Raw genomic sequence first — 20,506 nt, forward strand, 5'->3', positions numbered from 1 at the left:
GGCATCCGCGACCTGAAGACAATCGATAAGGTCCTTTCCATCGGCGTGAACTACGTGATCCTGGGCACCTCGGCGGTGCAGAACAAGGATTTCGTGAAGGAATCGGTCAAGGAATACGGCAAGTCCATCATCGCCGGCATCGACGCCAAGAAGGGATTCGTGGCCATCAAGGGCTGGAAACAGGTGACCAAGGTCAACGCGGTGGACCTGGCCAAGGAGATGGTGGACCTGGGCGTGGGCCAGATCATCTTCACCGACATCCAGCGCGACGGGATGCTGGAAGGCCCCAACTTCAAGAGCACCAAGGAACTGGCGAAGGCCGTCAAGGTGCCGGTCATCATCTCGGGCGGCATGTCGGGCTACAAGGACATCGAACACGCCAAGCGGCTGGAGAAGTACGGCATCACCTCGGTGATCATCGGCAAGGCCCTCTACACGGGCAAGATCGACCTGAAGCAGGCCATCAGGATCGCGAAAGAACCGGTGCAACCCCGCGCGAAAAAGAAGAAGTAGCCGCAAATCGGCGCGAATATTCGCAAATGGTAATTCGAGTCACCCTCATCCCGGCCTTCTCCCCTCAAGGGAGAAGGGGAATTCCGCGGCTTCGGAAAAGTCAGCGCCCTTTGGGGGAACGGGTTGGGTGAAGAGTGAAGTGGTTTTTAAAATCCGCGTTCATTCGCGTGAATTCGCGGCCAAGAGGTTTTCATGTTAGCCAAGCGCATCATCCCCTGTCTCGACGTCAAGGAAGGCCGCGTGGTCAAGGGCGTCAAGTTCCAGAACCTCCGCGACGCGGGGGACCCGGTCGAGATCGCCAAGCAATACGACACCGAGGGTGCCGACGAGCTGGTCTTCCTCGACATCACCGCCTCCCACGAGAAGCGCAACATCCTGCTGGATGTGGTCACCCGCACCGCCGAGGCGGTCTTCATGCCGCTGACGGTCGGCGGGGGAGTGCGCACCACCGACGACATCAAGACCCTCCTGAGGTCCGGGGCCGATAAGGTCTCCCTCAACACCCGGGCGGTCGAGAATCCCCAAGTGCTCCAGGAAGGTGCCAACAAGTTCGGCGCCCAATGCATCGTGCTGGCCATCGACGCCAAGCGGAAGGACCCCGCGGACCCCGCCAAGGGCTGGGAGGTCTTCACCCACGGCGGCCGGACGGCGACGGGCAAGGACGCGGTCGAATGGGCGAAGCAAGGGGTCCAATTGGGGGCGGGCGAGATCCTTTTGACCAGCATGGACCGGGACGGCACCAAGAACGGCTATGACCTGGAATTGACGAAAGCCATCGCGGAGGCGGTCTCCGTGCCGGTCATCGCCTCGGGCGGGGTGGGGAACCTGGATCACTTGGCGGACGGGGTCACCCTGGGCAAGGCCGACGCGGTCCTGGCGGCTTCGATCTTCCATTATGGCGAGTACACGGTGAAACAGGCGAAGGAATACCTGAAGTACAAAAACATACCCGTCAGGCTTTAGTTGTCATTGCGAGACGTGAATTTTGCGGCGAAGCAATCTCAGTTCCTGGGTGGTTTTTGTTTGTCTGGGGATGAGTCTTATTTACACAGTTTGTCCATTTCAAAGGGGCCTTTGGCCCCAAAATTGAAAACTGTGTCACACTCATTATCCGCATCGGGCGAAGCCCGATCCTTAAGAAGTGAATGAGTGTAAACTGGGATTGCCACGTCGCAAAAAAGGTCCTATTCGGACCTTGCTCCTCGCAATGACGGCTTTTAGAAAAAGGAATAAAGATGAGCCTTCCCCCACAAGCCCTCGACCAGATCAAGAAGCTCGTCAACGAGAACGTGAACAAGTATTTCGGCCCCCTGAAGCCCGCCGAAAAGACACCGGATAAGGTGAAGTTCTTCGCCCAGAAACAGCTCGATTTCTTCCTCAACGGCCTGGCCCGCCAGTCCATGGAACTCCAGCAGGAATGGGCCAAGGGCCATCCCTATCATGTGCACCTGCGCATGTCGTCGCAGGCCAACAAGTTCGAGATCGAGATCACCGAGGATAAGAATTAGCCTTTTACCACGAAGGGGCGAAGGGGCGAATGTTCAAAAGGCTCCCGATCCAAAAACCAGAAAGATCATTGAACACATGAATTCTTCTTTCGTTTCTTCGCTTCTTCGCGGTGAGGGAGGTTGTTATGGCCGATAAGGGAATGCTGACCGAGATCGAGAAGCTCATCCGCAAGAACGTCATCATGTATTTCGCCAGCCAGCCGAACTCCGAGAAGACCCTGGACAAGGTCGAGGCCTTCGCCCAGAAGCAGTTGGAATATTTCATCGACGGCATGATGAAGCAATCCCCGGACCTCTTCCGGGCCTGGCGGGGGAAGAACCCTTTCGTGGCCAAGGCGGCCATCAACAAGGAAAGCCTTTCCTTCGAGATCCAGATCATCGAGAAGGAACCGGGCAAGTTCTAGCTTTTCCCGCCTAAAAAATCCTGGCTTTTTCAAACCGGAAGACTTACTTTAACCCCCTCATTCAACCGTTCGGAGGCAGACCATGGGCTGGATCGATACGCTGAAATTCCAAGACGACGGGCTCATTCCCGTCATCGCGCAGGACGAGAAGACCGGCGAGATCCTCATGTTCGCCTTCGCCAACCGCGAGGCCCTCGAACACACGATCCGGACCGGGAACGTCACCTACTGGAGCCGCAGCCGCAAGAAGCTGTGGAAAAAGGGCGAGGAATCCGGGAACGTGCAGAAAATGAAGGCCCTTTATACGGATTGCGACAAGGACGTCGTTCTGGTAAAAATAGAGCAGATCGGGGGCGCCGCCTGCCACACGGGCAAACGCTCCTGCTTCTTCAACGAATTGTCGGGCGATAACTGGAAGGAAGTCGGCGTCCAGGTCTTCGACCCCGAAAAGGTTTACGGACACAAATGAGATCGACCTTTGGCGTGAATTTGAACCGTTGGCGGATTTCCGCTTGGCTCGGTTAAGAGCCCGGAAAAGCCGTCGCGCCGTTCAAATCCAGCTAAAGGAGTCTCTCCCATGAAAAGTGTCATTTCCTCCAACGTTGTCCCTTCTTTCGAATCCTTCCGCGAATTTGCCAAGACCTACAACCGCATCCCGGTATCCCTGGCTTTCCAGTCGGACCTGGAAACGCCGCTTTCGGCCTATTTGAAACTGGCCCAAAGGGAGAACGGGTTCCTCTTGGAGAGCGTGGAGAAGAACGAGCAGGTCGCCCGTTTCTCCATCGTGGGGTTCGAGCCCACCGCGGTCTATGAGGCCAAGAACGGCTCCTTGACCCACCAAGCGGGAAAGAAAAGGACGGTCCGAAAGGACCCGAACCCGCTCCAGGTCATCCAAAAGGAAGTGGCCTCCATCCGCCAAGCGCCCCTCGAGGGGGCCCAAGGCTTCCTGGGCGGGCTGGTCGGGTTCGTGGGCTACGACGCGGTCCGCTATTTCGAGAAGCTTCCCTCCCAAAAACCCGACCTCCTGGATCTACCCGATCTTTTCCTGATGGTGACGGACCAACTGGCCCTCTTCGATCACCTGAAAAGGACGCTTCGCTTGGTCGTCAATGTGGAGATCGGTCCCAAGACCGACCTGGCCAAGGCCTATAAGGCCGCGGTCAAGCGTTTGGCGGTCCTGTCCCAAAAGATGGAAAAGCCCCTGAAAGGCGTGGGGGAGATCCCGGTGGGCCCCGTGACGAAGCCGGGTCCCAACGACCTCTTCGGGTTCTCGTCCAACATGACCCAGGCGGATTTCCGGGGCATGGTGGAGAGGTCCAAGGAATACATCAAGGCCGGGGACATCATCCAGGTGGTGGGGTCCCAGCGTTTCGAGAAGGCGGTCGCCACCGACGCCGTGACCATCTACCGCATCCTGCGTCGCCTGAATCCTTCCCCCTACATGTTCATCCTCAAGGCCGGTGGCGTCGAGTTGGTGGGTTCCTCCCCCGAGATGATGATCAAGGTCCAGAACGGGGTGGTGGAGACCCGGCCCATCGCCGGAAGCCGGCCCCGGGGCAGAACGCCGGAGGAGGACAAGCAATTGGAGGAGAGCCTTCTGGCCGACCAGAAGGAGATCGCCGAGCACGTCATGCTGGTGGACCTGGCGAGGAACGACCTGGGCCGCGTCTGCGATTTCGGCAGCGTCCAGGTGGGCCACTTCAAGCGCGTCGAGCGTTATTCCCACGTGATGCACATCGTCTCCGATGTCACAGGCCGCCTGCAAAAGGGCCGCACCGCCTACGACGCCTTCCAGTCCTGTTTCCCGGCGGGGACCCTTTCGGGCGCCCCCAAGATCCGGGCGATGGAGATCATCGAGGAGCTGGAGCCTTCCCGCCGGGGCCTTTATGGCGGGGCGGTCTGCGCCTTCGGGTTCGACGGGAACATGGATTCGGCCATCACCATCCGGTCGGTGGTGTTGAAGAGGACGGCCCGTTCGACGGCTTCGACAGGCTCACCGCATGCTCGCGCTGCCCGCTCAGAGCGGACCATGGCCTATGTCCAGGCGGGTGCCGGGCTCGTGGCCGATTCGGTGGCCGAGAGCGAGTACATGGAATCCTGCAATAAGGCCCGGGCGGTGCTCATGGCGGTGGGCCAAGCGGAAACGACAAAACCAAATTCCGTTCACCAGAGAGACACAGAGATACAGAGAAAGAACTCTCTGAAAAAAGGGGAACGGAAAAAGGGGAAAGCCCGTTCGACTCCCTCCGGTCGCTCAGGGCCGAACGCAAAACATAAGCGCGTTCGGGGGGTGCGGTCATGATCCTCGTCATCGATAACTACGACTCCTTCACCTACAACATCGTCCAATACCTGGGCGAACTGGGCGCCGACATCCAGGTGGTCCGCAACGACGAGGTCACGGTGGCGGACATCCTGGCCCGCAAGCCTTCCCACATCCTCATCTCGCCGGGTCCCTGCTCCCCCAAGGAAGCGGGCATCTCGGTGGACGTGATCAAGCAACTGGCCGGCAAGGTCCCCATCCTGGGGGTCTGCCTGGGCCACCAGAGCATCGGCTACGCCTTCGGCGGGGACATCGTTCGGGCGGGGAAGCTGATGCACGGAAAGACCAGCCAGATCACCCACGACGGGAAGGGCGTTTTCCAGGGCCTGCCCAATCCCTTCCGGGCCACCCGCTACCACTCGCTCGTCATTAAGAAGGAGACCTTGCCGCCGGACCTGGTGGTGACCGCCACCAGCGAGGATGGGGAGATCATGGGGGTCCGCCACAAGACCCTGCCGGTCGAAGGGGTGCAGTTCCACCCCGAATCCATCCTGACCGAATCGGGCAAGGCGCTCCTGAACAATTTCCTGAGATCCTGAACAGTTCCTTGGGGCGCCTTTCGGGCCGTTGGGCCCCTTGGGACGGCTTCCGGCGGGGCTTGGCTTGGGCGCATCGGGGGAATGGGACAGAATGAACCTCAAGGGATGGCCCTACTATTTGCTGACGGCCGCCGCGGTCCTGGCCGGATGGACCTGGGACCAGCACCGCCTTCCGCCGGTCCATTTGGTCCTTTTCCAGGACGCGGGTCCCGTCACCCTGAGCGTCCGGGGCCGAACGGTCGGGGAGGCCCTGTCGGACGGGGGTTTCCGCCTGGATCCCCATGACGTGGTGGCCCCGCCCCCGGACACGCCCGTGGTCGAAGGCATGGAAGTGGACCTGGGCCAGGTGGAGCGCAAGGTCACGACCGAAAAGAGGAAGGTCCATCCCCCGGTCCAACGGGACTATACGGATACCCTGAACGTGGGGGAGATCATCGACCTGGAAACGGGCCAGGACGGCGAGCAGGAGGTCACCACCGAGACCTATCGCCTCAACGGGGAGGATGCCTTCGAGAAGGTGGTGGGCGTGAAGGTCCTCAAGGCCTCCAAGCCCGCGCGCGTGCTGGAGGGGACCTCCATGCGGCGCAAGCTTTATCCCCTGCAAAAGAGGGCCCAGGTCCGTAAGATACTCACGCTGGAAGCCACGGCCTACTATCCCGGCCCGGAGGACACCTGGCCCTTCGCCTCCGGCACCACGGCCTCCGGCCTGAAGGCGGGCTACGGGGTGGTGGCGGTGGACCGGCGGGTCATCCCCTTGAAGACCCGGCTTTACGTGGAAGGCTACGGCTACGCCATCGCGGCGGATACGGGCGGCGCCATCAAGGGCATGAAGATCGATCTGTGCTACGACACTTACGAAGAGGCGGTCCGCTTTGGTCGCAAGAAAGTTAAGGTTTATCTTCTGCGCTAGCCTGGCACTGGCGTCGGGCGCGGTTTGGGCGCTTGGCGAGAGCCCGTCCCCCACGGACACCCCCAACCCTTTCGCTTCCCCGACCTCCACGCCCACCAAGACCTTCACGCCCAATCCCTTCGCGACCCCTACCTGGACCCCGACCTGGAATCCCTGGTCCACCGACACGGTCACCCCGACCCCGACGGCGACGTCCATCCAGAATTTCTTCGTGACCAACACCCCCGTCCCGACCATGGAGGGTTTCAGTCCCTTCTTCTACACCTTTACCCCCACCCCGACCCCCAGCGGGACCCAGTCCCCCACCATGACCTACACACCCACCCTGACCCACACGCCCCCCGTTTCCCGGGCCGCCCTGGCCCTCTGGCCCACCGCCTTTTCCAATGACCGGGACCGGACGGACGGGTTCAATTGGGACATCGGGTTCTCCTACATCATCGGGACCATCGCGGAAAAGTCCTCCGATAAGCCCGAGGTGGACTGGCTGAACCCCCTGCGGCTATGGCTGCTGACCAGCGACGTGAAATACGCCTGGCTGGAGGAGGAAGGGGACGCCCCGGGCATCGCCTCGGGGGTGATGCTTTCCGAGCTCCTCAACGGGGGCGGGGGCGCCAATACCAACACCAACGCGGGGCAGGGGAGCACGAGCTTCCAGTTGACGGGCAATTCGGTGGGGGGCATCTACACCGTCCTGAGCAAGACCTTGGAGCCCCAGAGCGCCGTCCATTTCGGCTATGTCTTCGGCTTCAACCGGGCCTTCCAGGACCTGGGCATCGGGGACTTCGGCCCCAGCATGAGCTATTCCCAGCTGATCCCGCTGACCACCACCAAGCTTTCCACCATCACCGACGCCGACACGCCGAACATCCTCTACACCGGGTTCAATGCCCGGTTCCTGGGGACCAACTGGAAGTTCGAGCTCTGGAAACCCTTCCCGATGGCCGAGGACCCCATCCTGCTGGATTCCCAGATCGACGGTCTCTTCGCCTTCAACCTGGGCTACGAGCGCTGGAACAGCGGCTACGCCGTGCTGGGCTACTTCAATTTCCGTTTCACCATCATCCCCGTCCCGCCGGATTACTAAAGATTCGAACCACAGAGGACACAGAGGTCACCGAGAAGTCGTAAGATCTTTTTAAGGTCAAAGGATCGAACTCCGTGTTCTCTGTGCGCCGCCGAAGGCGGCCTGTGGTGAAAACTCCTGAGGTTTTATGGGCTCGAAAGAACAAAAAAAGATCCTGATGGTCGCCGGGGAGGTCTCCGGCGACCTGCACGCGGCCAAGGTGGCCGAGGCCCTCTTGCGCAAGGACAAGGGCGTCCGCCTCTTCGGACTGGGCGGTCCCCGCATGGCGGCGGCGGGCGTGGAGGTCCGGGAGGACCTGACGAAGGATTCGGCCATGGGCTTCGCCGAGGTGGTCCGGCAGCTTCCCGCCTCCCTGCGGCGCCTCAAGGATTGCGAGCGGTGGATGGCCGGGGAAAGGCCGGACCTGCTGGTCCTGGTCGATTACCCCGGGTTCAACCTGCGCCTGGCCGCCCGGGCCCATGCCATGGGCATCCCGGTCTGCTATTACATCGCCCCCAAGGTCTGGGCCTGGAACGCGAGCCGCCTGAAGGTCATGGCGAAGGTCCTCAAAAAGCTCCTGGTCATCTTTCCCTTCGAGGCGGTCTTCTTCAAGAAGCACCGCATCCCCGCCGTTTTCGTGGGCAATCCGTCCGTGGAGGAAATGGACCTGAAGCCGGTCGCGCGCAAGGAGGTCCTGGCCTCCCTGGGGCTCAAGCTCTCCCAGTTCCCCCTGGTCTGCGCCATGCCGGGTAGCCGCCGGGGCGAGATCGGGAAGATCTGGCCGCTTTTCCTCAAGGCCTCCCGGTTGCTTCGAAAGACCTGCCCCGACGCCGCCTTCGTGGTGCCGATGCCCCCGGGCCTGACCCCCGGGGATTTCCACGGGGTGACCCCCGACGACCCCTTCTATTTCGTGGAAGGCCCCGCCTACGACGTCCGCAAGGCCTGCGACCTGGCCTGGATCAAGTCGGGCACCAGCACCCTGGAAACGGCCCTGCTCAAGACCCCCATGGTGGTGGTCTATAAGGTGGCCATGGTCACCGGCTTCCTGGCCAAGCGCTTCCTCAAGATCAAGGACGTCTCCCTGGTGAACATCCTGGCCGGGCGCACGGTCGTCACCGAACTGCTGCAGGAAAAGGCCAAACCGGCCCGGCTGGTGGCGGAGACGAACCGGCTCCTGGACCAGAGGTCCTTCCGGGAGGGGCAGTTGAAGGCCTTCGCCGGGATCCACCGCGCCATCGCCCGCCCCGCCAAGGCCTCGGAAAAGGCCGCCGTCGAGATTTTGAAACTGCTAAAAAGCGGCGAACCACAGAGGACACAGAGAGCACAGAGAAGGATATTTGAATGATGAAGCCACTCGATGGACCCCAAAAAGATGGAAGTCCTTTTTCGTTCTTTCCCAAGGTATTTTGGACTTTCTCGGTGACCTCTGTGCTCTCTGTGGTTCGGGCGGTGTTTCTTTGAAGACACACCGCTTATCCCTGACCGACTGGCTCATCGTCCTTGTCGCCACGCCCCTCATCCACCTCTTGGGGTTGACCCTGCGCATCAAGTCCGAGGGACGCTCCGACCTGGGGCCGAGGGCGAAACAGGAGAAGCCCCCCCTCTGGTCCCTCTGGCACGAGACCATCCTCATGAGCGTCTGGTACCACCGCGACCGGGATGTGCACGTCATGATCTCCGCCAGCCGGGACGGGGAGCTCATCACCACCGTGGGCAAGTTCTTCGGTTATACGGCGGTCAGGGGTTCCAGCTCCCGGGGCGGGCAGGAGGCCACCCGTGAGATGGTGGACCACCTAAAGGCGGGCAAACGCTGCGCCATCACCCCCGACGGGCCCCGGGGCCCGAGGCGGGAGATGAAGATGGGGGCGGTCACCATCGCCCGGGCGACCGGCGCTCCCGTCGTCTGCTTCGGTTTCGCGGCCGAGCATGGCTGGCGCCTGAGGAGCTGGGACCGCTTCATCGTCCCCAAGCCCTTCTCCCGGGCGGTGTTCGTCTATGGAGAGCCCATCGCCATCCCGCCCGAGGGCGGGGACGACGGGGAATACCTCAAAAAGATCCAGGCCGAGATGGACAGGGTCACCCAAGAGGCCGAAAATCATTTCGCGAGATCGTAGGATCTTCAACAGAACCCAAGGAACAGGGATGAACGCCGATGAACAGGGATGAAAATCTTTTTCGCCTTCTGGATTTTCCCATCCCATTCATCCGTATTTATCCCTGTTCCAACGGTTTTTCGCTGGAAGTCTTGATCTAAAGGGTCTTCATGCTCCTTTTTATTTACCGCGTCGCCATGTTCCTCATCTACGTCCTGGCCCGGGTCATCGGGATCTTCTACCGCAGTTGGACCTTCCAGGAGCGGCTGGGTTTCCACCGCCCCGAGGACGTTCAAAAGCTCGCCTCGGGCTACAACGTCTGGCTCCACGCCGCCTCGGCGGGCGAGGTCAACGCCATCACGCCCTTCTGCCAGGCCTTCCGCAAGGCCAAGCCCGAGGCCCGCATCGTCCTGACCACCACCTCGGCCATGGGCCGCAAGATCGCGATGGAAAAGGGTGTCGCCGACCATGTCTTCCTGGCCCCCCTGGACGAGCACTGGCCCCTGAAGCGCGCCTTCAACGCCTTCCGGCCGGTGATGGTGCTGGTGGCCGAGACCGAGTTCTGGCCCAACTGGCTCCGTCGGGCGGGGCAGAACGGCCTTCCGGTCCTTCTCATCAACGGCCGGGTGTCGGACCGCAGCTTCCCCCGTTACCAAAAGTTCAAGCGCTTCTTCCGCCCGGCGTTGGAATGCTTCGCCCTCTGCCTGGTGCAGACCCGTACCGACGCCGACCGCCTGGAGGCCCTGGGGGTCTCGGCCCTGCGCATCCAGGTGGCGGGCCAGATGAAATACGACCGCAGCGCGCCGGGGGCCCTGGAGGTCCAGAACTTCAAGGAGAAGCTGTTCCTGCTCAACCGGGACGTGCTCTTCACCCTGGGAAGCCTGCGCAGCGGCGAGGACGACCAGGTCCTTTCCAAGCTGCCCGAGATCCTGGCCCTGGACCCGTCGGTCAAGGTGCTCATCGCCCCCCGGCACATGAAGAACGTGCCGGTCCACCGGGAGAAACTGAAGGCCTTGGGCATCCCTAACGTCACCCGCAGTGAGCTGGAGAAGGGGCAGGACTCGGAGCGGGTCATGATCCTCGACAGCGTGGGGGAGCTCTCCCTGGCCTACGCCCTTTCCCGGGCGGCCTTCGTGGGCGGCACCCTGGTGCCCATCGGAGGGCACAATGTGATGGAACCGGCCCTGTCCCGGGTGCCCGTCTGCTTCGGCCCCTACACCCAGAACGTGGGCGAGGCCGCCCAGGCCCTCATCGAGTCCGGCGGGGGCGTCCTGGTCAACGACGGGGACGACCTGGTGCGGGCCTTCCAACGCTTCATGGACCCGCCGACCGCCCGAGAGGCGGGGGAACGGGGCCACGACGCGGTCCTTTCCATGCGGGGCGCCACCGAGCGGACCGTGACCCAGGTCCTCCAGCACTGGCCCCTTTCCACCTGACTATCCCTAAGGTAATTTAAGGGTCAGGATCGCCCTGCTTCGGCCTTCCCAAGGACCTTTCTTGAGCGACTTCGAAACCTCCTATCTCAAGTTCCTGCATGACCGCCCCCAGACCCCTTGGGACCGGGCCCTCTTCAATTTTTTGAGGGGCCTTTCCTTCCTTTACCTGGGCGGGTGGTGGCTGCGGAAGACCTTCTACCGTTCCGGGTTCCTGAGGCGTAATCGCCTCAATTGCCCGGTCATCAGCGTGGGCAACATCACCACCGGCGGCACGGGCAAGACCCCCATCGTCATCGCCCTGGCGCGCCATTTCGTGGACCAGGGCCTGCGGGTGGCGGTCTTGAGCCGGGGCTATCGCCGCAGCGTCCGGCGGCCGGGGGTCACCTGGGTCTCGGACGGGGAGAAATGCCTGGTGGGGCCGGAGGAAGGCGGGGACGAACCGGTACTGGTGGCCAAGAGCGTCCCCAAGGCGGCGGTGCTGGTCTCGCCGGACCGCTACAAGGCGGGCAAGGAGGCCCTGAAGAAGTTCCGGCCCGACCTTCTCATCATGGACGACGGCTACCAGCGCCGTTTCCGCCTGCACCGGGACCTGGACATCCTGGTGGTGGACGGCATCAATCCCTTCAGCACGGGCTGGGTGCTGCCGGCGGGCCTCCTGCGCGAGCCCCTGCAGGCGCTTTCCGAGGCCGACGTCTTCATCCTCAACAAGGCGAAATTGGCCCGGAGCCCCGAGGATATCCGCACCGTGCTCCAGCGGCACAACCCCCGGGCCCTGATCCTGGAATCCAACTACCGGCCCATGGGCTTGAGGGACATCCGCACGGGGAAGGAGGTCAAACCCTCGACCCTGGACCGCGTCCCCGTGGGCGCCTTCTCGGGGGTGGCCAATCCCCTTTCCTTCGTGCGGACCCTGGCCGAATATAAGGTCCTGGTCCGCCACGCCTACAACCTGAAGGACCACTATGCCTACACCCGGGAGAAGCTCAAGTTCATCGCCGCCGACGCCAAATTGCGGGGCCTGAGCCACCTGGTCACGACGGGGAAGGACGAGGTGAAGCTGCCCAAGGATATGGACCTGGGGATCCCGGTGCTGGTGCTGGACATCGACTGGCAGGTGTCCAAGGGCAGGCTGGGTTGGGATACGGTCCTTAAGAACATTTCGCTGTCCTGTGGTAAAGCTTGATGGCCCAAATTGGATCCTGGGTCCTTAATGATGGATCCCGGTCGATCTCCGGTGGAGCATCGGGAATTTTCGTTCATTCAAAATTCAACGTTTAAAATCCATAATCGGAACGAACATGAAACCAAAGCCGGCCCATGACCCGGAACAGAAACCCGAGCCTCAGCGCATCCTGGTGCTCCGCTATTCCTCGCTGGGGGACGTGGCCCTGACCGTTCCGGTGCTCGACGGTCTCCTGGCCGCCTTCCCCCGGGCCCGGGTCTTCTACGCCACCAAGGAGAAATACGCCCCCGTGGTGCGCGAGCACCCGGCCCTGGCCGGGGTGGTGACCTTGAAGGGGTCGGGCTTCTTCAGCACCTGGGCGCACTTCCGCGAATTGAAGGCCCTCAAGCCCACCCTGGTGTTGGACCTGCATGATTCCCTGCGGACGCACCTTCTGGCCAGCTTCCTGGGCAAGACCCGTTGGCAGGTCTATCAGAGCGAGGGCGCGCGGCGCCGGGCGCTGGTCAAGCATCCCCAAGGCCCGCCGAGCCTCCACACGATCCAAAAATACCTGAAGGTCCTGGAGCCGCTGGGGGTCCGCCCCCACCTGAAGATCCGTTTCGAACTGCCGGTCTCCAAAAAACAGAACGCCGACCTCAAGGAGTTCATGGAAAGGCGCAAGATCCATCCCTCCCAGTTCGTGGTGGGCCTGGGGCCGGGTTCCCTTTGGAAGACCAAGCAGTGGATGCCGGAGAATTACGCCGAGTTGGCCTCGCGGCTGGTGGAGGACTACCGTTGCACCCTCTGGTGGTTCGGGAGCAAGGAAGAGGCCCCGCTCATCCAAGCCATCCAGGCCAAGATGCGGGGGACCCCCCTGGAACGGGGGCTGAACCTGGCCGAGTCGGCGGACCTGGAAAGGTCCATCACCCTGCTGGGGCGCTGCGACCTTTTCATCGGCAACGATTCGGGGCTCACCCACCTGGCCTCGGGCCGGGGTTGCCGGGTGGTGGTGCTCTACGGTTCCACGACCCCCTCGCTGGGCTTCGAGCCCTGGGGACCCCATTCGGTGGTCGAGGTGGCGGGCCTGCCCTGCCGGCCCTGCGACGTGCACGGGAAGAACGTCTGCCCCCTGGGACACTTCAAGTGCATGAAGGACATGACGGTGGACCTGGTGGAAGGGGCGGTGAAGCGGTCGATGAGGCGGAGCCGATGAGCCAAAACCATTCACCACGGAGACACGGAGATACGGAGAGAGGATCTTTGCGAACCGAAGGAAATTCAAAGACTTTAAAGATCCTCGTGCGCGTGCCCAATTGGCTGGGGGACACCCTCATGTCCACCCCCGCCGTGACGGCGGTGAGGCGGATGTTCCCCCAAGCCCACCTGACCATCCTGGCCAAGCCCGTCTTCGAGGATTTTTGGAAGAACTTCCCCGGGGTCGATGACTTCATCCCCGTGGAAAAGGGCTGGAAGGGCTACTGGGCCACCGCCGCCTGGATCAAGGCCGGAAAATTCGACAAGGCCCTCGTCCTGCCCACTTCCTTCTCGTCGGCGTTCCTCCTTTTCCTGGGCGAGGTCCCGGAACGCATCGGGTGGGGCGGGGAAGGGCGCGACCTGTTCCTCACCCAGGTGGTGCCCCAGGCGGACGCCCGGCAACGGCACCTGGTGGCGGAGTACCTGGCCCTGGTCCAAAAGGGTCTTGGGCGGCCCCTTCGGGACAGGACGGCGGCCCTTCATTGCCCCGTGCCCCAAGAGGCGAAGGCCGGTCTTCAGCGGGTCTGGAAGGACATGGGCGTTCCCCAGAAGGGGAGTTATATCGCGTTGGCGCCCGGCGCCACCTATGGCCCGGCCAAGCGCTGGCCCCTGGCCTATTGGAAGGAGTTGATGGGGCTTTTGCTGGCCGAACGCAAGGAGAACCTCCTGATCCTGGGGGGGCTGGAGGAAGAGGCCTATCTCAAGCCCCTGACCGAGGGGTGGGACGCGAAGCGGGAGGGGCGCATCCATCTCTTGGCGGGGCGCACGACCCCGTCCATCCTGGGGGCCATGCTGGCGCGTTGCCGCCTGCTCATCACCAACGACACCGGGCCCATGCACGTGGCCGCCGGGGTGGGGACGCCGACCGTCTCCCTTTTTGGGTCCACCTCGCCCGATTGGACCCGGCCCTTCGGGAAGGGGCACGAGGTCATTTACAAGCACCTCGAATGCAGTCCCTGCTTCCAGCGGACCTGCCCCATCGGCTACAAGTGCCTGCACGCCATCTCGGTGAACGAAGTGCACCGGACGGTCCTGAAAAAGCTCAAGGGCCGGGGGAAGATCGGTCCCGAAATAATCGCTCCTCGGGCGGGGAATAGTGCTAAATTAAGCACCTAATAAGATGCTTAACCAAGGGAGCGGCCATGGGGATCAAGTTTTCCGAGGATATTCGGTCGGTGACGGACCTGAAGCGCAATACCCGGAGCCTATTGGACCAGATCCACAAGACCGGCCGCCCGGTCGTGCTGACCGTCAATGGAAAGGCGGACGCCGTCCTCATGAACGCGAAAGCCTATGAGGTTTATTTGAGCGCCGTGAACCTTGCCCGCGAACTTGTTTCGGCCGAGAAGGATGTGACCTCGCATCGGGTGCGCCCCGCCCGCGCCTTCTTGAAAGAGTTCAAACATGCCCGCTCGATATCAGGTTAAGGTCACCCGCGTCGCCGAGGAGGATCTGAAGGGAATTTGGGACCATATCGCCAAGGACAGCCGGCGGGAAGCCGAAAGATTCATCTCCCGCATGGAGCACCAGATCGCCACTCTGGAACAATATCCTGAAAGATGTCCCTCGGTCCCGGAAAACGAAGTATTGGGAACAGGATACCGTCATATCCTTTATGGGGATTACCGGACGATCTTCCGGATCTCCCAAAGAACGGTTTATATTCTTCGGATCATCCATGGATCCCGTTTGTTGGATGATTCGGCTTTTGGTTGACGAAAAAGGCTGTTCGCGACAGGGAGCCTGATATGAAACGGATCCTGGTGGTGAAGTTGAGCTCGATGGGGGATACCCTCCTCTCCGCCCCCGTCTTCGAGGCCGTCCGCGCCGGGTTCCCGCAGGCCCGCGTCACCGTCCTGGTCGAACCCTACCTCCACGAACTTTTCCTCCATTCCCGCTGGGCCGACGAGGTCCTGGCCTATTCCTCCGAGGGCCTTTGGCAGAGGGGCTTCCTCCTCAGGGCCTGGCGCACGGGCCGCTTCCTGACCGGCCTTCAAAAGCGCCACTTCGACCTGGCCCTGGACCTGACCGGCAGCGCCGCCAGTTCCCGGCTGGTCTCCCAATGCGGGGCGGGCTTGAGGATCGGCCCCGGCCTTCCCGGCTTGAACGCCTCTTACGACCACCTGGTGCCCCTGCCCGCGGGGAGGAAGCGGACCTCCTACGAGACGGACCTTTTCATGGCCCGGGCCCTGGGGCTGGCGCCCCGTCCCCTGGAGCGCTCGGGCGGCATCTGGAACGTTCCCGACGAGGCCCGTTCCTTCGCCGAGACCTTCTGGAAGGCCAACCGCTTCAGCGCCCAGGACATGGTGGTGGCCCTGAACCCCTTCGCCGCCTATCCGACCCGGGAGTGGTATCCCTCCAAATGGGCCATGGTGATCCGCGAGCTGGACGCCAACGGGGTCAAGACCTTCCTCACCTGCCTGCCCGCCCAGAAGGACCGCCTGCAGGAGATCGAGAAACAAGCCGGGCCCTCCCTCCCGTCCTATTCGGGCCGGGGAGTTCTGCCGCTCCTGGCCCTCTACCAGAAGTCGGCCCTTTGGGTCGGCGTCAACGCGGCCTACCGCCACCTGGCGGCCGGCGTCGGCGCCCCGACCCTGACCCTTTGGGGGCCGGACCCGATCCAGAAGGACCATCCCTATTCGATCGAGCGCCATCCCCAAGTGCTCAAGGAAGTGCCCTGCCGCCCCTGCCGCCTGACGGTCTGCGTGGACAAGAAGCATGAGTGCATGGTGGCCCTCCAGCCCGAGGACGTCCTGAAGGCCATCAAACGGTCATTGAAGAGCCTGGTCCGGTCTTGACCCCTTCCTTCCAAAAGATCCTCATCCTCCGTCCCCGCTTCCTGGGGGACCTCATCCTGGCCACCGGCCTTCCCGAACTGTTCCACAAGGCGAACCCCGACGCGAAGGTGTGGTTCCTGACCGAGGCCCCCTACGCGCCCCTCCTGGAAGGCCATCCCCGGGTCGCCGGGGTGCTGGCGCTGGACCCTTCGCGCAAGAACGACCCCTTCTACCAGATCGCCTTCTACCGGAAGCTCCGGGCCGAGAAGTTCGACCTGGTGCTGGACCTTTTCGGGAACATGCGCACCGCCTTCCTGTCCTTCTTCTCCGGGGCGCCGGTGCGGGTGGGGTTCGAGAACCGGGGACGCAGTTGGGCCTATACCCATCTGGCCCCGCCCTCCTCGCCGGCCTTCGCTTCCGGCCGCCGCCGGGTGACCGAGGCCTACCTGGACCAGGTGCGGGTGCTGGGCTTGCCGGTGGGGAACTACCGGACCCTCTCGGGGGTCACGGAAGCGGAAAAGGCCCAGGTGGAACGGATATTGGAACGGGCCTCCCTGAAGCCCGGCGAAAAGCTGGCGGTGATCTGCCCGGGCGCCTCCTGGCCCGCCAAGCGCTGGCCCCTGGAGAAGTTCATCGAGCTGGGGTTCTGGCTGAAAAAAAGCGGGGTGCGGCCCCTCTATATCTTCGGGCCCAAGGAAGGGGACCTGGCCGAGGAGTTCCAGGACCACATGGACAAGGACTGGCTCGTCATCGACCAGCCGAACCTCCGGGGCCTGATGGCCTTCATCGAGGCGGCGGACGTGCTGGTGGCCAACGATTCGGGTCCCATGCACGTGGGGCCCTCGGTGGGCACGCCGACGCTGGGCATCTTCGGGCCCGGGGAGCCGGAGATCTGGTTCCCCTATGACGCGCCCCACCGGGCGGCCTACGCGGAAGTGCCCTGCTCCCATTGCGGGCTGGACCATTGTTCCCTCATGGCCTGCATGGCCCATTTGGACGTGAAGACCATGGCCCGGAACGCGTTGGAAATGATCGCGTTGAAGGGTTCGACGACACCGGGAAATTGACGGCGGTCATGCCGGGCTTTCCTTGTCCACGACGGGGACCCGCGTTGGACGATCTTTATGGGCTTTGTTCCGCTTGATGGCTCCTGGAGATATGTGTTACCATTGAGGCATAACCGTATTACCGTTGGAGGATCGCATGAAGACCATTACCGTCAAAATTCCTGAATCCCTGGAGCGGGAATTGGAAAACTTGGCCCGCAAGCGCCATGTCAGCCGTTCCGCCGTTTTAAGGGAAGCCTTGAACGGCCTTGCTAAACAGCGTAAACGTTCCGCCGCCGATCTGGCGGGAGAATTGGTGGGAACCCTCCGTGGCGCCTCCGATTTATCCACCGCACCCAAGCACATGCGTGGGTATGGTGAATGAGACAAAACTACATCGTTGATACTGGCCCCCTAGTCGCGTTATTGAATAGCCGGGACCAATATCACCCTTGGGCCCGCGACCTCTTCGAATCCATTGAACCTCCGTTGGCGACCTGCGAGGCAGTTATTTCTGAAGCTTGTTTTTTAGTGCGTGGGATGAAAGGCGGGGCCCACGCGGTGTTTGGGCTGTTGGATCGCGGCGTACTGGACTTATCTTTCCGGTTGGAACCCCACTTAACAGCTGTCGAAGCCTTAATGTCCAGGTATTCCAGCTTACCCATGTCGTTGGCAGACGCCTGCCTCGTAAAAATGTCCGAGCTGGATCCCAAAGCCGTTATTTTAACCTTCGATAGTGATTTTAGGGTGTACCGGCGAAACGGCCGACAAGTAGTGCCGGTTGCCATGCCGGATAGACTCGGGTAATTCCTAAGTTGGTGTCCACGACGGGGACCCGGATTGGAGAGTGGATGAAAGTAAAAAGGCTGTACGAATGATGACCTTGAAGGTTCAGGGCGATATTTTGACTCCACGCCAGGCGGGTTTTGTCACCCAAGCGGTAAAGACGAGCGCCGCGGCCACCCTGGCTCTCTACCTCGCTGGATTGCTTCAACTGCCCGAACCCTATTGGGCGGCTGTCAGCGCGATCATCGTCATGCAGTCCGACCTGGGGGAACTGGAAAGGGCCTCGGTTAGCCGGTTGGCGGGGACGGCTATCGGCGCCTTAGTGGGCGCCTGCGCGGTATCCTTCTTTGGCGCCTCCTTGTGGTCCTTCGCGTTGGCGGTCCTCATCACCACACTCATCTGCGCGGTCATCGGCCGTTGGGAAACCTACCGCTTTGCCGGCGTAACCGTCGCGATCGTCATGCTGATCACGCATCATGGAACACCTTGGATGGTGGCCCTGCATAGGTTCCTGGAAGTTTCTTTCGGGATTGTGGTGGCTTTCCTGGTCACTCTGGTGTCCCTCAAAATCGTCAATGGGGAGGGTCGGAAGCCTTCACCCAAAAGGCGCCCTCTCAAGGCCCATAAAAGGCTAGGGAAAATTAAACTTTGAGGAAAATTGTCCACGATGGGGAGCCCGGCCGCAGGGCTCTTCGGGTTGGATCCGGTCCGTTCTTAGGGCCATCCCCTTGATCCCCTTCATGCCGATCTTTCTTAAAGAATTCGATGAGATCGGTATTGGCCCGCAGGTTCCTACGGAATCCTCATTAAGCGGGCCATCGGTGGCTCAATGGGTCTTGGTCTTCTCCGTGCCCTCTGTGTCTCTGTGGTGGATCCCTGTGCGTTTTCGGATGTTTCGTGTTGGTTCGTTCTGTCTTTAATTCCATCCCATGTATCCCATGCATGCCGATCTTTCTTAAAGAATTCGATGGGATCGGTATTGCCCGCAGGTTCCTACGGAACCCTCATGAAGCGGGCCATCGGTGGCTCAATGGGTCTTGGTCTTCTCCGTGCTCTCCGTGTCTCCGTGGTGAGAGCCTTGGGTGTCCGTGTTTTCGCCCAAACTCTGTCCGAAATCCTCCCCCCGACCCACTTTTTTCATCCTCCCGCCAAAATTTCCTGGAACATCCAAAGGCCTTTTTTTAATTTGCCTCCGTCGCCATTTTTATATGCCGGAGGTCCCTATGAATTCCCTCAGTCCCGTGATCCAGCTCCTGCCCGTCGCCGATCTGGTGGTCCCCGATTGGAACCCCCGCAAGGTCATCTTCGAAGAGCCCCTCAAGAACCTCATGGCCTACATCCAGGCTGGAGGCAAGGTGCCCCGCATCTTGGTTTGGAAAGGGAATGACCAGGCCCCCTGGGCGGTCATCTCCGGGCAAAGACGCCGGGAGGCCTTCCGGCGCCTGGGCCATACCCAGGTGGAGGTCGAGGTGATGGACATCCCCCTGGAACAGGCCAAGGTCCTGGCCATGGGCTCCAATGAGGGGGAGTCGGTTTTCTGGCTCGATTGGGATATCCGGGTTGAGAAGCTCTACAACGAGGGCAATCAGGGGGACCAGAGGCTTAGCCAGGCCGACCTGGCGGACCGATTGGGGGTTACCCAGGCCCGGGTCAGCTATGCCTTGAAGCTGGCCAAGGCCCTCACCCCGGCCTCCCGGGAGCTGATTTATAACACTGTTATAAAATGGGGGGACCCTGACCGCGTCAAAGAACGGCCAATTTTGGAATTGGCCGCCTTGGGAACCCCTCTGGATGTCGAAAAGGCCCTCCCCCGGGTGTTGGAAGAGGGGATGACCATGGGCCAGGTCCGGCAAATGGTTGCCGCCTTTAAAAATGGGGGCGTAGCCCCGGTCCCCGCCAAGGGGAAGGCCCCTGTGCCGGCCCCGAAGGCCACCCCCGCCCAGGCGCTCGAATCCGCCCCGGCTCCCGAACCCAAGGCTGCTCAGGAACCCCAAGGGAAGACACCCCTGTCCCAGACCTCTCCAGGTGTGGGACGTGACTTGGGTGTGTCGAGCCGGGGGGCGGGCGAAGCCGGAGACCCCAAAGAGGGCTCGACACCCCTTCAAGAGCTCTACCTCTACCTGACCTCGGACCCCCTGAGGAAGTTCCTGGCCGCTAACCTGAAGAGGGCCCTGGGGACCCTCACCCGGCGCTATATGCTCCACGCCCTGGTCGCCCTGGGGTTACTGGTCTTTTTGGGGTACCACGGGATCACGAACCTTTTCCAGGGTCATGCCGGGGTCAACTCCCAGCCGCCGGCCTCTCCGGCTCCCGCTCAGCCGGCGCCTGAGGCCAAGATTTCTCAAAATCAACCAGCCAGCCCATACCCGGCCATTGGGCACAAGCCAATGGCCACGAATGGGTCATCCCGGACCAAGGCGCCGTCCGAAGGAAAGGTGCCAAAAAGGGATCCGGGACCGGCCGCGGGGCAAGCCGAACATATTCCAGCATGGGCACCCGAAGGCATTCCCCTCCTCAAGGAATTCGGCGACCACTTCTTTGGCCGCTCCGGCGCCATGTGGTCCGACGACCTGGCCTATTTCAAAGGCCTTTTGACGGCGGACTATTACCCCACCTTCCAAAAGCAATTCTTCCCCTCGGCCCAACAGACCCAGATGCAGATCAAGCAGGAATACCAGCTCTATTCCAA

General features: G+C 61.9%; 23 protein-coding genes. All 23 read left to right on the plus strand.

Annotated elements, in window-relative coordinates; translation table 11 throughout:
- The coding region (locus tag VHE12_10395) for a HisA/HisF-related TIM barrel protein (GenBank protein HVZ81185.1) at positions 1–513 on the plus strand (513 nt) is incomplete at its 5' end.
- 192 nt (positions 514–705) lie between these two features.
- On the plus strand, positions 706–1,476 hold the full coding sequence (gene hisF, locus VHE12_10400; protein ID HVZ81186.1) for an imidazole glycerol phosphate synthase subunit HisF: 771 nt from the start codon (positions 706–708) through the stop codon (positions 1,474–1,476).
- A 272-nt stretch (positions 1,477–1,748) separates the two neighbouring features.
- Complete coding sequence (locus VHE12_10405; protein ID HVZ81187.1) at positions 1,749–2,021, plus strand: hypothetical protein; 273 nt, start codon at positions 1,749–1,751, stop codon at positions 2,019–2,021.
- 125 nt (positions 2,022–2,146) lie between these two features.
- The gene (locus VHE12_10410; protein HVZ81188.1) at positions 2,147–2,425 is read left to right on the plus strand and encodes a hypothetical protein; all 279 of its coding nucleotides are present in this window, start codon (positions 2,147–2,149) and stop codon (positions 2,423–2,425) included.
- Between the two features lie 82 nt (positions 2,426–2,507).
- The gene (gene hisI / locus VHE12_10415; protein HVZ81189.1) at positions 2,508–2,894 is read left to right on the plus strand and encodes a phosphoribosyl-AMP cyclohydrolase; all 387 of its coding nucleotides are present in this window, start codon (positions 2,508–2,510) and stop codon (positions 2,892–2,894) included.
- 108 nt (positions 2,895–3,002) lie between these two features.
- A complete protein-coding gene (gene trpE / locus VHE12_10420; GenBank protein ID HVZ81190.1) occupies positions 3,003–4,727 on the plus strand; it encodes an anthranilate synthase component I in 1,725 nt (574 codons plus the stop codon).
- A complete protein-coding gene (locus VHE12_10425) occupies positions 4,724–5,287 on the plus strand; it encodes an aminodeoxychorismate/anthranilate synthase component II (GenBank protein ID HVZ81191.1) in 564 nt (187 codons plus the stop codon). Before trpE ends, VHE12_10425 begins: the two co-directional genes overlap by 4 nt.
- A 91-nt stretch (positions 5,288–5,378) precedes the next feature.
- Positions 5,379–6,197 (plus strand): 3D domain-containing protein, encoded by an 819-nt coding sequence (locus VHE12_10430; protein ID HVZ81192.1) that lies wholly within the window; start codon positions 5,379–5,381, stop codon positions 6,195–6,197.
- Entirely contained in the window at positions 6,160–7,284 is a 1,125-nt protein-coding gene (locus tag VHE12_10435; GenBank protein ID HVZ81193.1) for a hypothetical protein, read from the plus strand. Before VHE12_10430 ends, VHE12_10435 begins: the two co-directional genes overlap by 38 nt.
- 127 nt (positions 7,285–7,411) lie before the next feature.
- Positions 7,412–8,608 carry a lipid-A-disaccharide synthase gene (gene lpxB / locus VHE12_10440; protein HVZ81194.1) on the plus strand — a complete coding sequence of 399 codons (1,197 nt, stop codon included), beginning with the start codon at positions 7,412–7,414 and terminating at the stop codon, positions 8,606–8,608.
- A gap of 112 nt (positions 8,609–8,720) precedes the next feature.
- Positions 8,721–9,377: a lysophospholipid acyltransferase family protein gene (locus VHE12_10445; GenBank protein ID HVZ81195.1), complete on the plus strand. Its 657-nt coding sequence runs from the start codon at positions 8,721–8,723 to the stop codon at positions 9,375–9,377.
- A 149-nt stretch (positions 9,378–9,526) separates the two neighbouring features.
- Complete coding sequence (locus tag VHE12_10450; protein ID HVZ81196.1) at positions 9,527–10,792, plus strand: glycosyltransferase N-terminal domain-containing protein; 1,266 nt, start codon at positions 9,527–9,529, stop codon at positions 10,790–10,792.
- A gap of 61 nt (positions 10,793–10,853) precedes the next feature.
- The gene (lpxK, locus tag VHE12_10455; GenBank protein HVZ81197.1) at positions 10,854–11,975 is read left to right on the plus strand and encodes a tetraacyldisaccharide 4'-kinase; all 1,122 of its coding nucleotides are present in this window, start codon (positions 10,854–10,856) and stop codon (positions 11,973–11,975) included.
- 115 nt (positions 11,976–12,090) lie between these two features.
- Entirely contained in the window at positions 12,091–13,167 is a 1,077-nt protein-coding gene (locus VHE12_10460) for a glycosyltransferase family 9 protein (GenBank protein ID HVZ81198.1), read from the plus strand.
- Positions 13,164–14,324, plus strand: a complete 1,161-nt coding sequence (waaF, locus tag VHE12_10465) for a lipopolysaccharide heptosyltransferase II (GenBank protein HVZ81199.1) — start codon at positions 13,164–13,166, stop codon at positions 14,322–14,324. The genes VHE12_10460 and waaF overlap by 4 nt, the downstream gene beginning before the upstream one ends.
- Positions 14,325–14,350: 26 nt before the next feature.
- Positions 14,351–14,635 carry a type II toxin-antitoxin system Phd/YefM family antitoxin gene (locus tag VHE12_10470; GenBank protein ID HVZ81200.1) on the plus strand — a complete coding sequence of 95 codons (285 nt, stop codon included), beginning with the start codon at positions 14,351–14,353 and terminating at the stop codon, positions 14,633–14,635.
- Positions 14,613–14,924, plus strand: coding sequence for a type II toxin-antitoxin system RelE/ParE family toxin (locus VHE12_10475; protein ID HVZ81201.1), 312 nt, complete (start codon positions 14,613–14,615; stop codon positions 14,922–14,924). The genes VHE12_10470 and VHE12_10475 overlap by 23 nt, the downstream gene beginning before the upstream one ends.
- A gap of 32 nt (positions 14,925–14,956) precedes the next feature.
- On the plus strand, positions 14,957–16,006 hold the full coding sequence (locus VHE12_10480; GenBank protein ID HVZ81202.1) for a glycosyltransferase family 9 protein: 1,050 nt from the start codon (positions 14,957–14,959) through the stop codon (positions 16,004–16,006).
- Positions 16,003–17,052 carry a glycosyltransferase family 9 protein gene (locus tag VHE12_10485; GenBank protein ID HVZ81203.1) on the plus strand — a complete coding sequence of 350 codons (1,050 nt, stop codon included), beginning with the start codon at positions 16,003–16,005 and terminating at the stop codon, positions 17,050–17,052. Before VHE12_10480 ends, VHE12_10485 begins: the two co-directional genes overlap by 4 nt.
- A 136-nt stretch (positions 17,053–17,188) precedes the next feature.
- On the plus strand, positions 17,189–17,416 hold the full coding sequence (locus tag VHE12_10490; GenBank protein HVZ81204.1) for a CopG family transcriptional regulator: 228 nt from the start codon (positions 17,189–17,191) through the stop codon (positions 17,414–17,416).
- Positions 17,413–17,838, plus strand: a complete 426-nt coding sequence (locus VHE12_10495; GenBank protein HVZ81205.1) for a PIN domain-containing protein — start codon at positions 17,413–17,415, stop codon at positions 17,836–17,838. The genes VHE12_10490 and VHE12_10495 overlap by 4 nt, the downstream gene beginning before the upstream one ends.
- Positions 17,839–17,905: 67 nt before the next feature.
- Complete coding sequence (locus VHE12_10500) at positions 17,906–18,469, plus strand: FUSC family protein (GenBank protein HVZ81206.1); 564 nt, start codon at positions 17,906–17,908, stop codon at positions 18,467–18,469.
- A 571-nt stretch (positions 18,470–19,040) separates the two neighbouring features.
- Positions 19,041–20,506, plus strand: a 1,466-nt coding sequence (locus tag VHE12_10505) for a ParB N-terminal domain-containing protein (protein ID HVZ81207.1), incomplete at its 3' end; no start/stop codon positions are given.

The sequence above is a fragment of the bacterium genome (assembly GCA_035549195.1).
In the GTDB taxonomy this organism is placed as follows: Bacteria; Oederibacteriota; Muellerivitia; order Muellerivitales; family Muellerivitaceae; genus DASZRK01.

Excerpts from the sequence above, each read along its gene's own strand:
- hisF (HVZ81186.1), top strand. The coding sequence starts at position 706 with ATGTTAGCCAAGCGCATCATCCCCTGTCTCGACGTCAAGGAAGGCCGC.
- VHE12_10405 (HVZ81187.1), top strand. The coding sequence starts at position 1,749 with ATGAGCCTTCCCCCACAAGCCCTCGACCAGATCAAGAAGCTCGTCAAC.
- VHE12_10410 (HVZ81188.1), top strand. The coding sequence starts at position 2,147 with ATGGCCGATAAGGGAATGCTGACCGAGATCGAGAAGCTCATCCGCAAG.
- hisI (HVZ81189.1), top strand. The coding sequence starts at position 2,508 with ATGGGCTGGATCGATACGCTGAAATTCCAAGACGACGGGCTCATTCCC.
- trpE (HVZ81190.1), top strand. The coding sequence starts at position 3,003 with ATGAAAAGTGTCATTTCCTCCAACGTTGTCCCTTCTTTCGAATCCTTC.
- VHE12_10425 (HVZ81191.1), top strand. The coding sequence starts at position 4,724 with ATGATCCTCGTCATCGATAACTACGACTCCTTCACCTACAACATCGTC.
- VHE12_10430 (HVZ81192.1), top strand. The coding sequence starts at position 5,379 with ATGAACCTCAAGGGATGGCCCTACTATTTGCTGACGGCCGCCGCGGTC.
- lpxB (HVZ81194.1), top strand. The coding sequence starts at position 7,412 with ATGGGCTCGAAAGAACAAAAAAAGATCCTGATGGTCGCCGGGGAGGTC.
- VHE12_10450 (HVZ81196.1), top strand. The coding sequence starts at position 9,527 with ATGCTCCTTTTTATTTACCGCGTCGCCATGTTCCTCATCTACGTCCTG.
- VHE12_10460 (HVZ81198.1), top strand. The coding sequence starts at position 12,091 with ATGAAACCAAAGCCGGCCCATGACCCGGAACAGAAACCCGAGCCTCAG.
- waaF (HVZ81199.1), top strand. The coding sequence starts at position 13,164 with ATGAGCCAAAACCATTCACCACGGAGACACGGAGATACGGAGAGAGGA.
- VHE12_10470 (HVZ81200.1), top strand. The coding sequence starts at position 14,351 with ATGGGGATCAAGTTTTCCGAGGATATTCGGTCGGTGACGGACCTGAAG.
- VHE12_10475 (HVZ81201.1), top strand. The coding sequence starts at position 14,613 with ATGCCCGCTCGATATCAGGTTAAGGTCACCCGCGTCGCCGAGGAGGAT.
- VHE12_10480 (HVZ81202.1), top strand. The coding sequence starts at position 14,957 with ATGAAACGGATCCTGGTGGTGAAGTTGAGCTCGATGGGGGATACCCTC.
- VHE12_10490 (HVZ81204.1), top strand. The coding sequence starts at position 17,189 with ATGAAGACCATTACCGTCAAAATTCCTGAATCCCTGGAGCGGGAATTG.
- VHE12_10495 (HVZ81205.1), top strand. The coding sequence starts at position 17,413 with ATGAGACAAAACTACATCGTTGATACTGGCCCCCTAGTCGCGTTATTG.
- VHE12_10500 (HVZ81206.1), top strand. The coding sequence starts at position 17,906 with ATGATGACCTTGAAGGTTCAGGGCGATATTTTGACTCCACGCCAGGCG.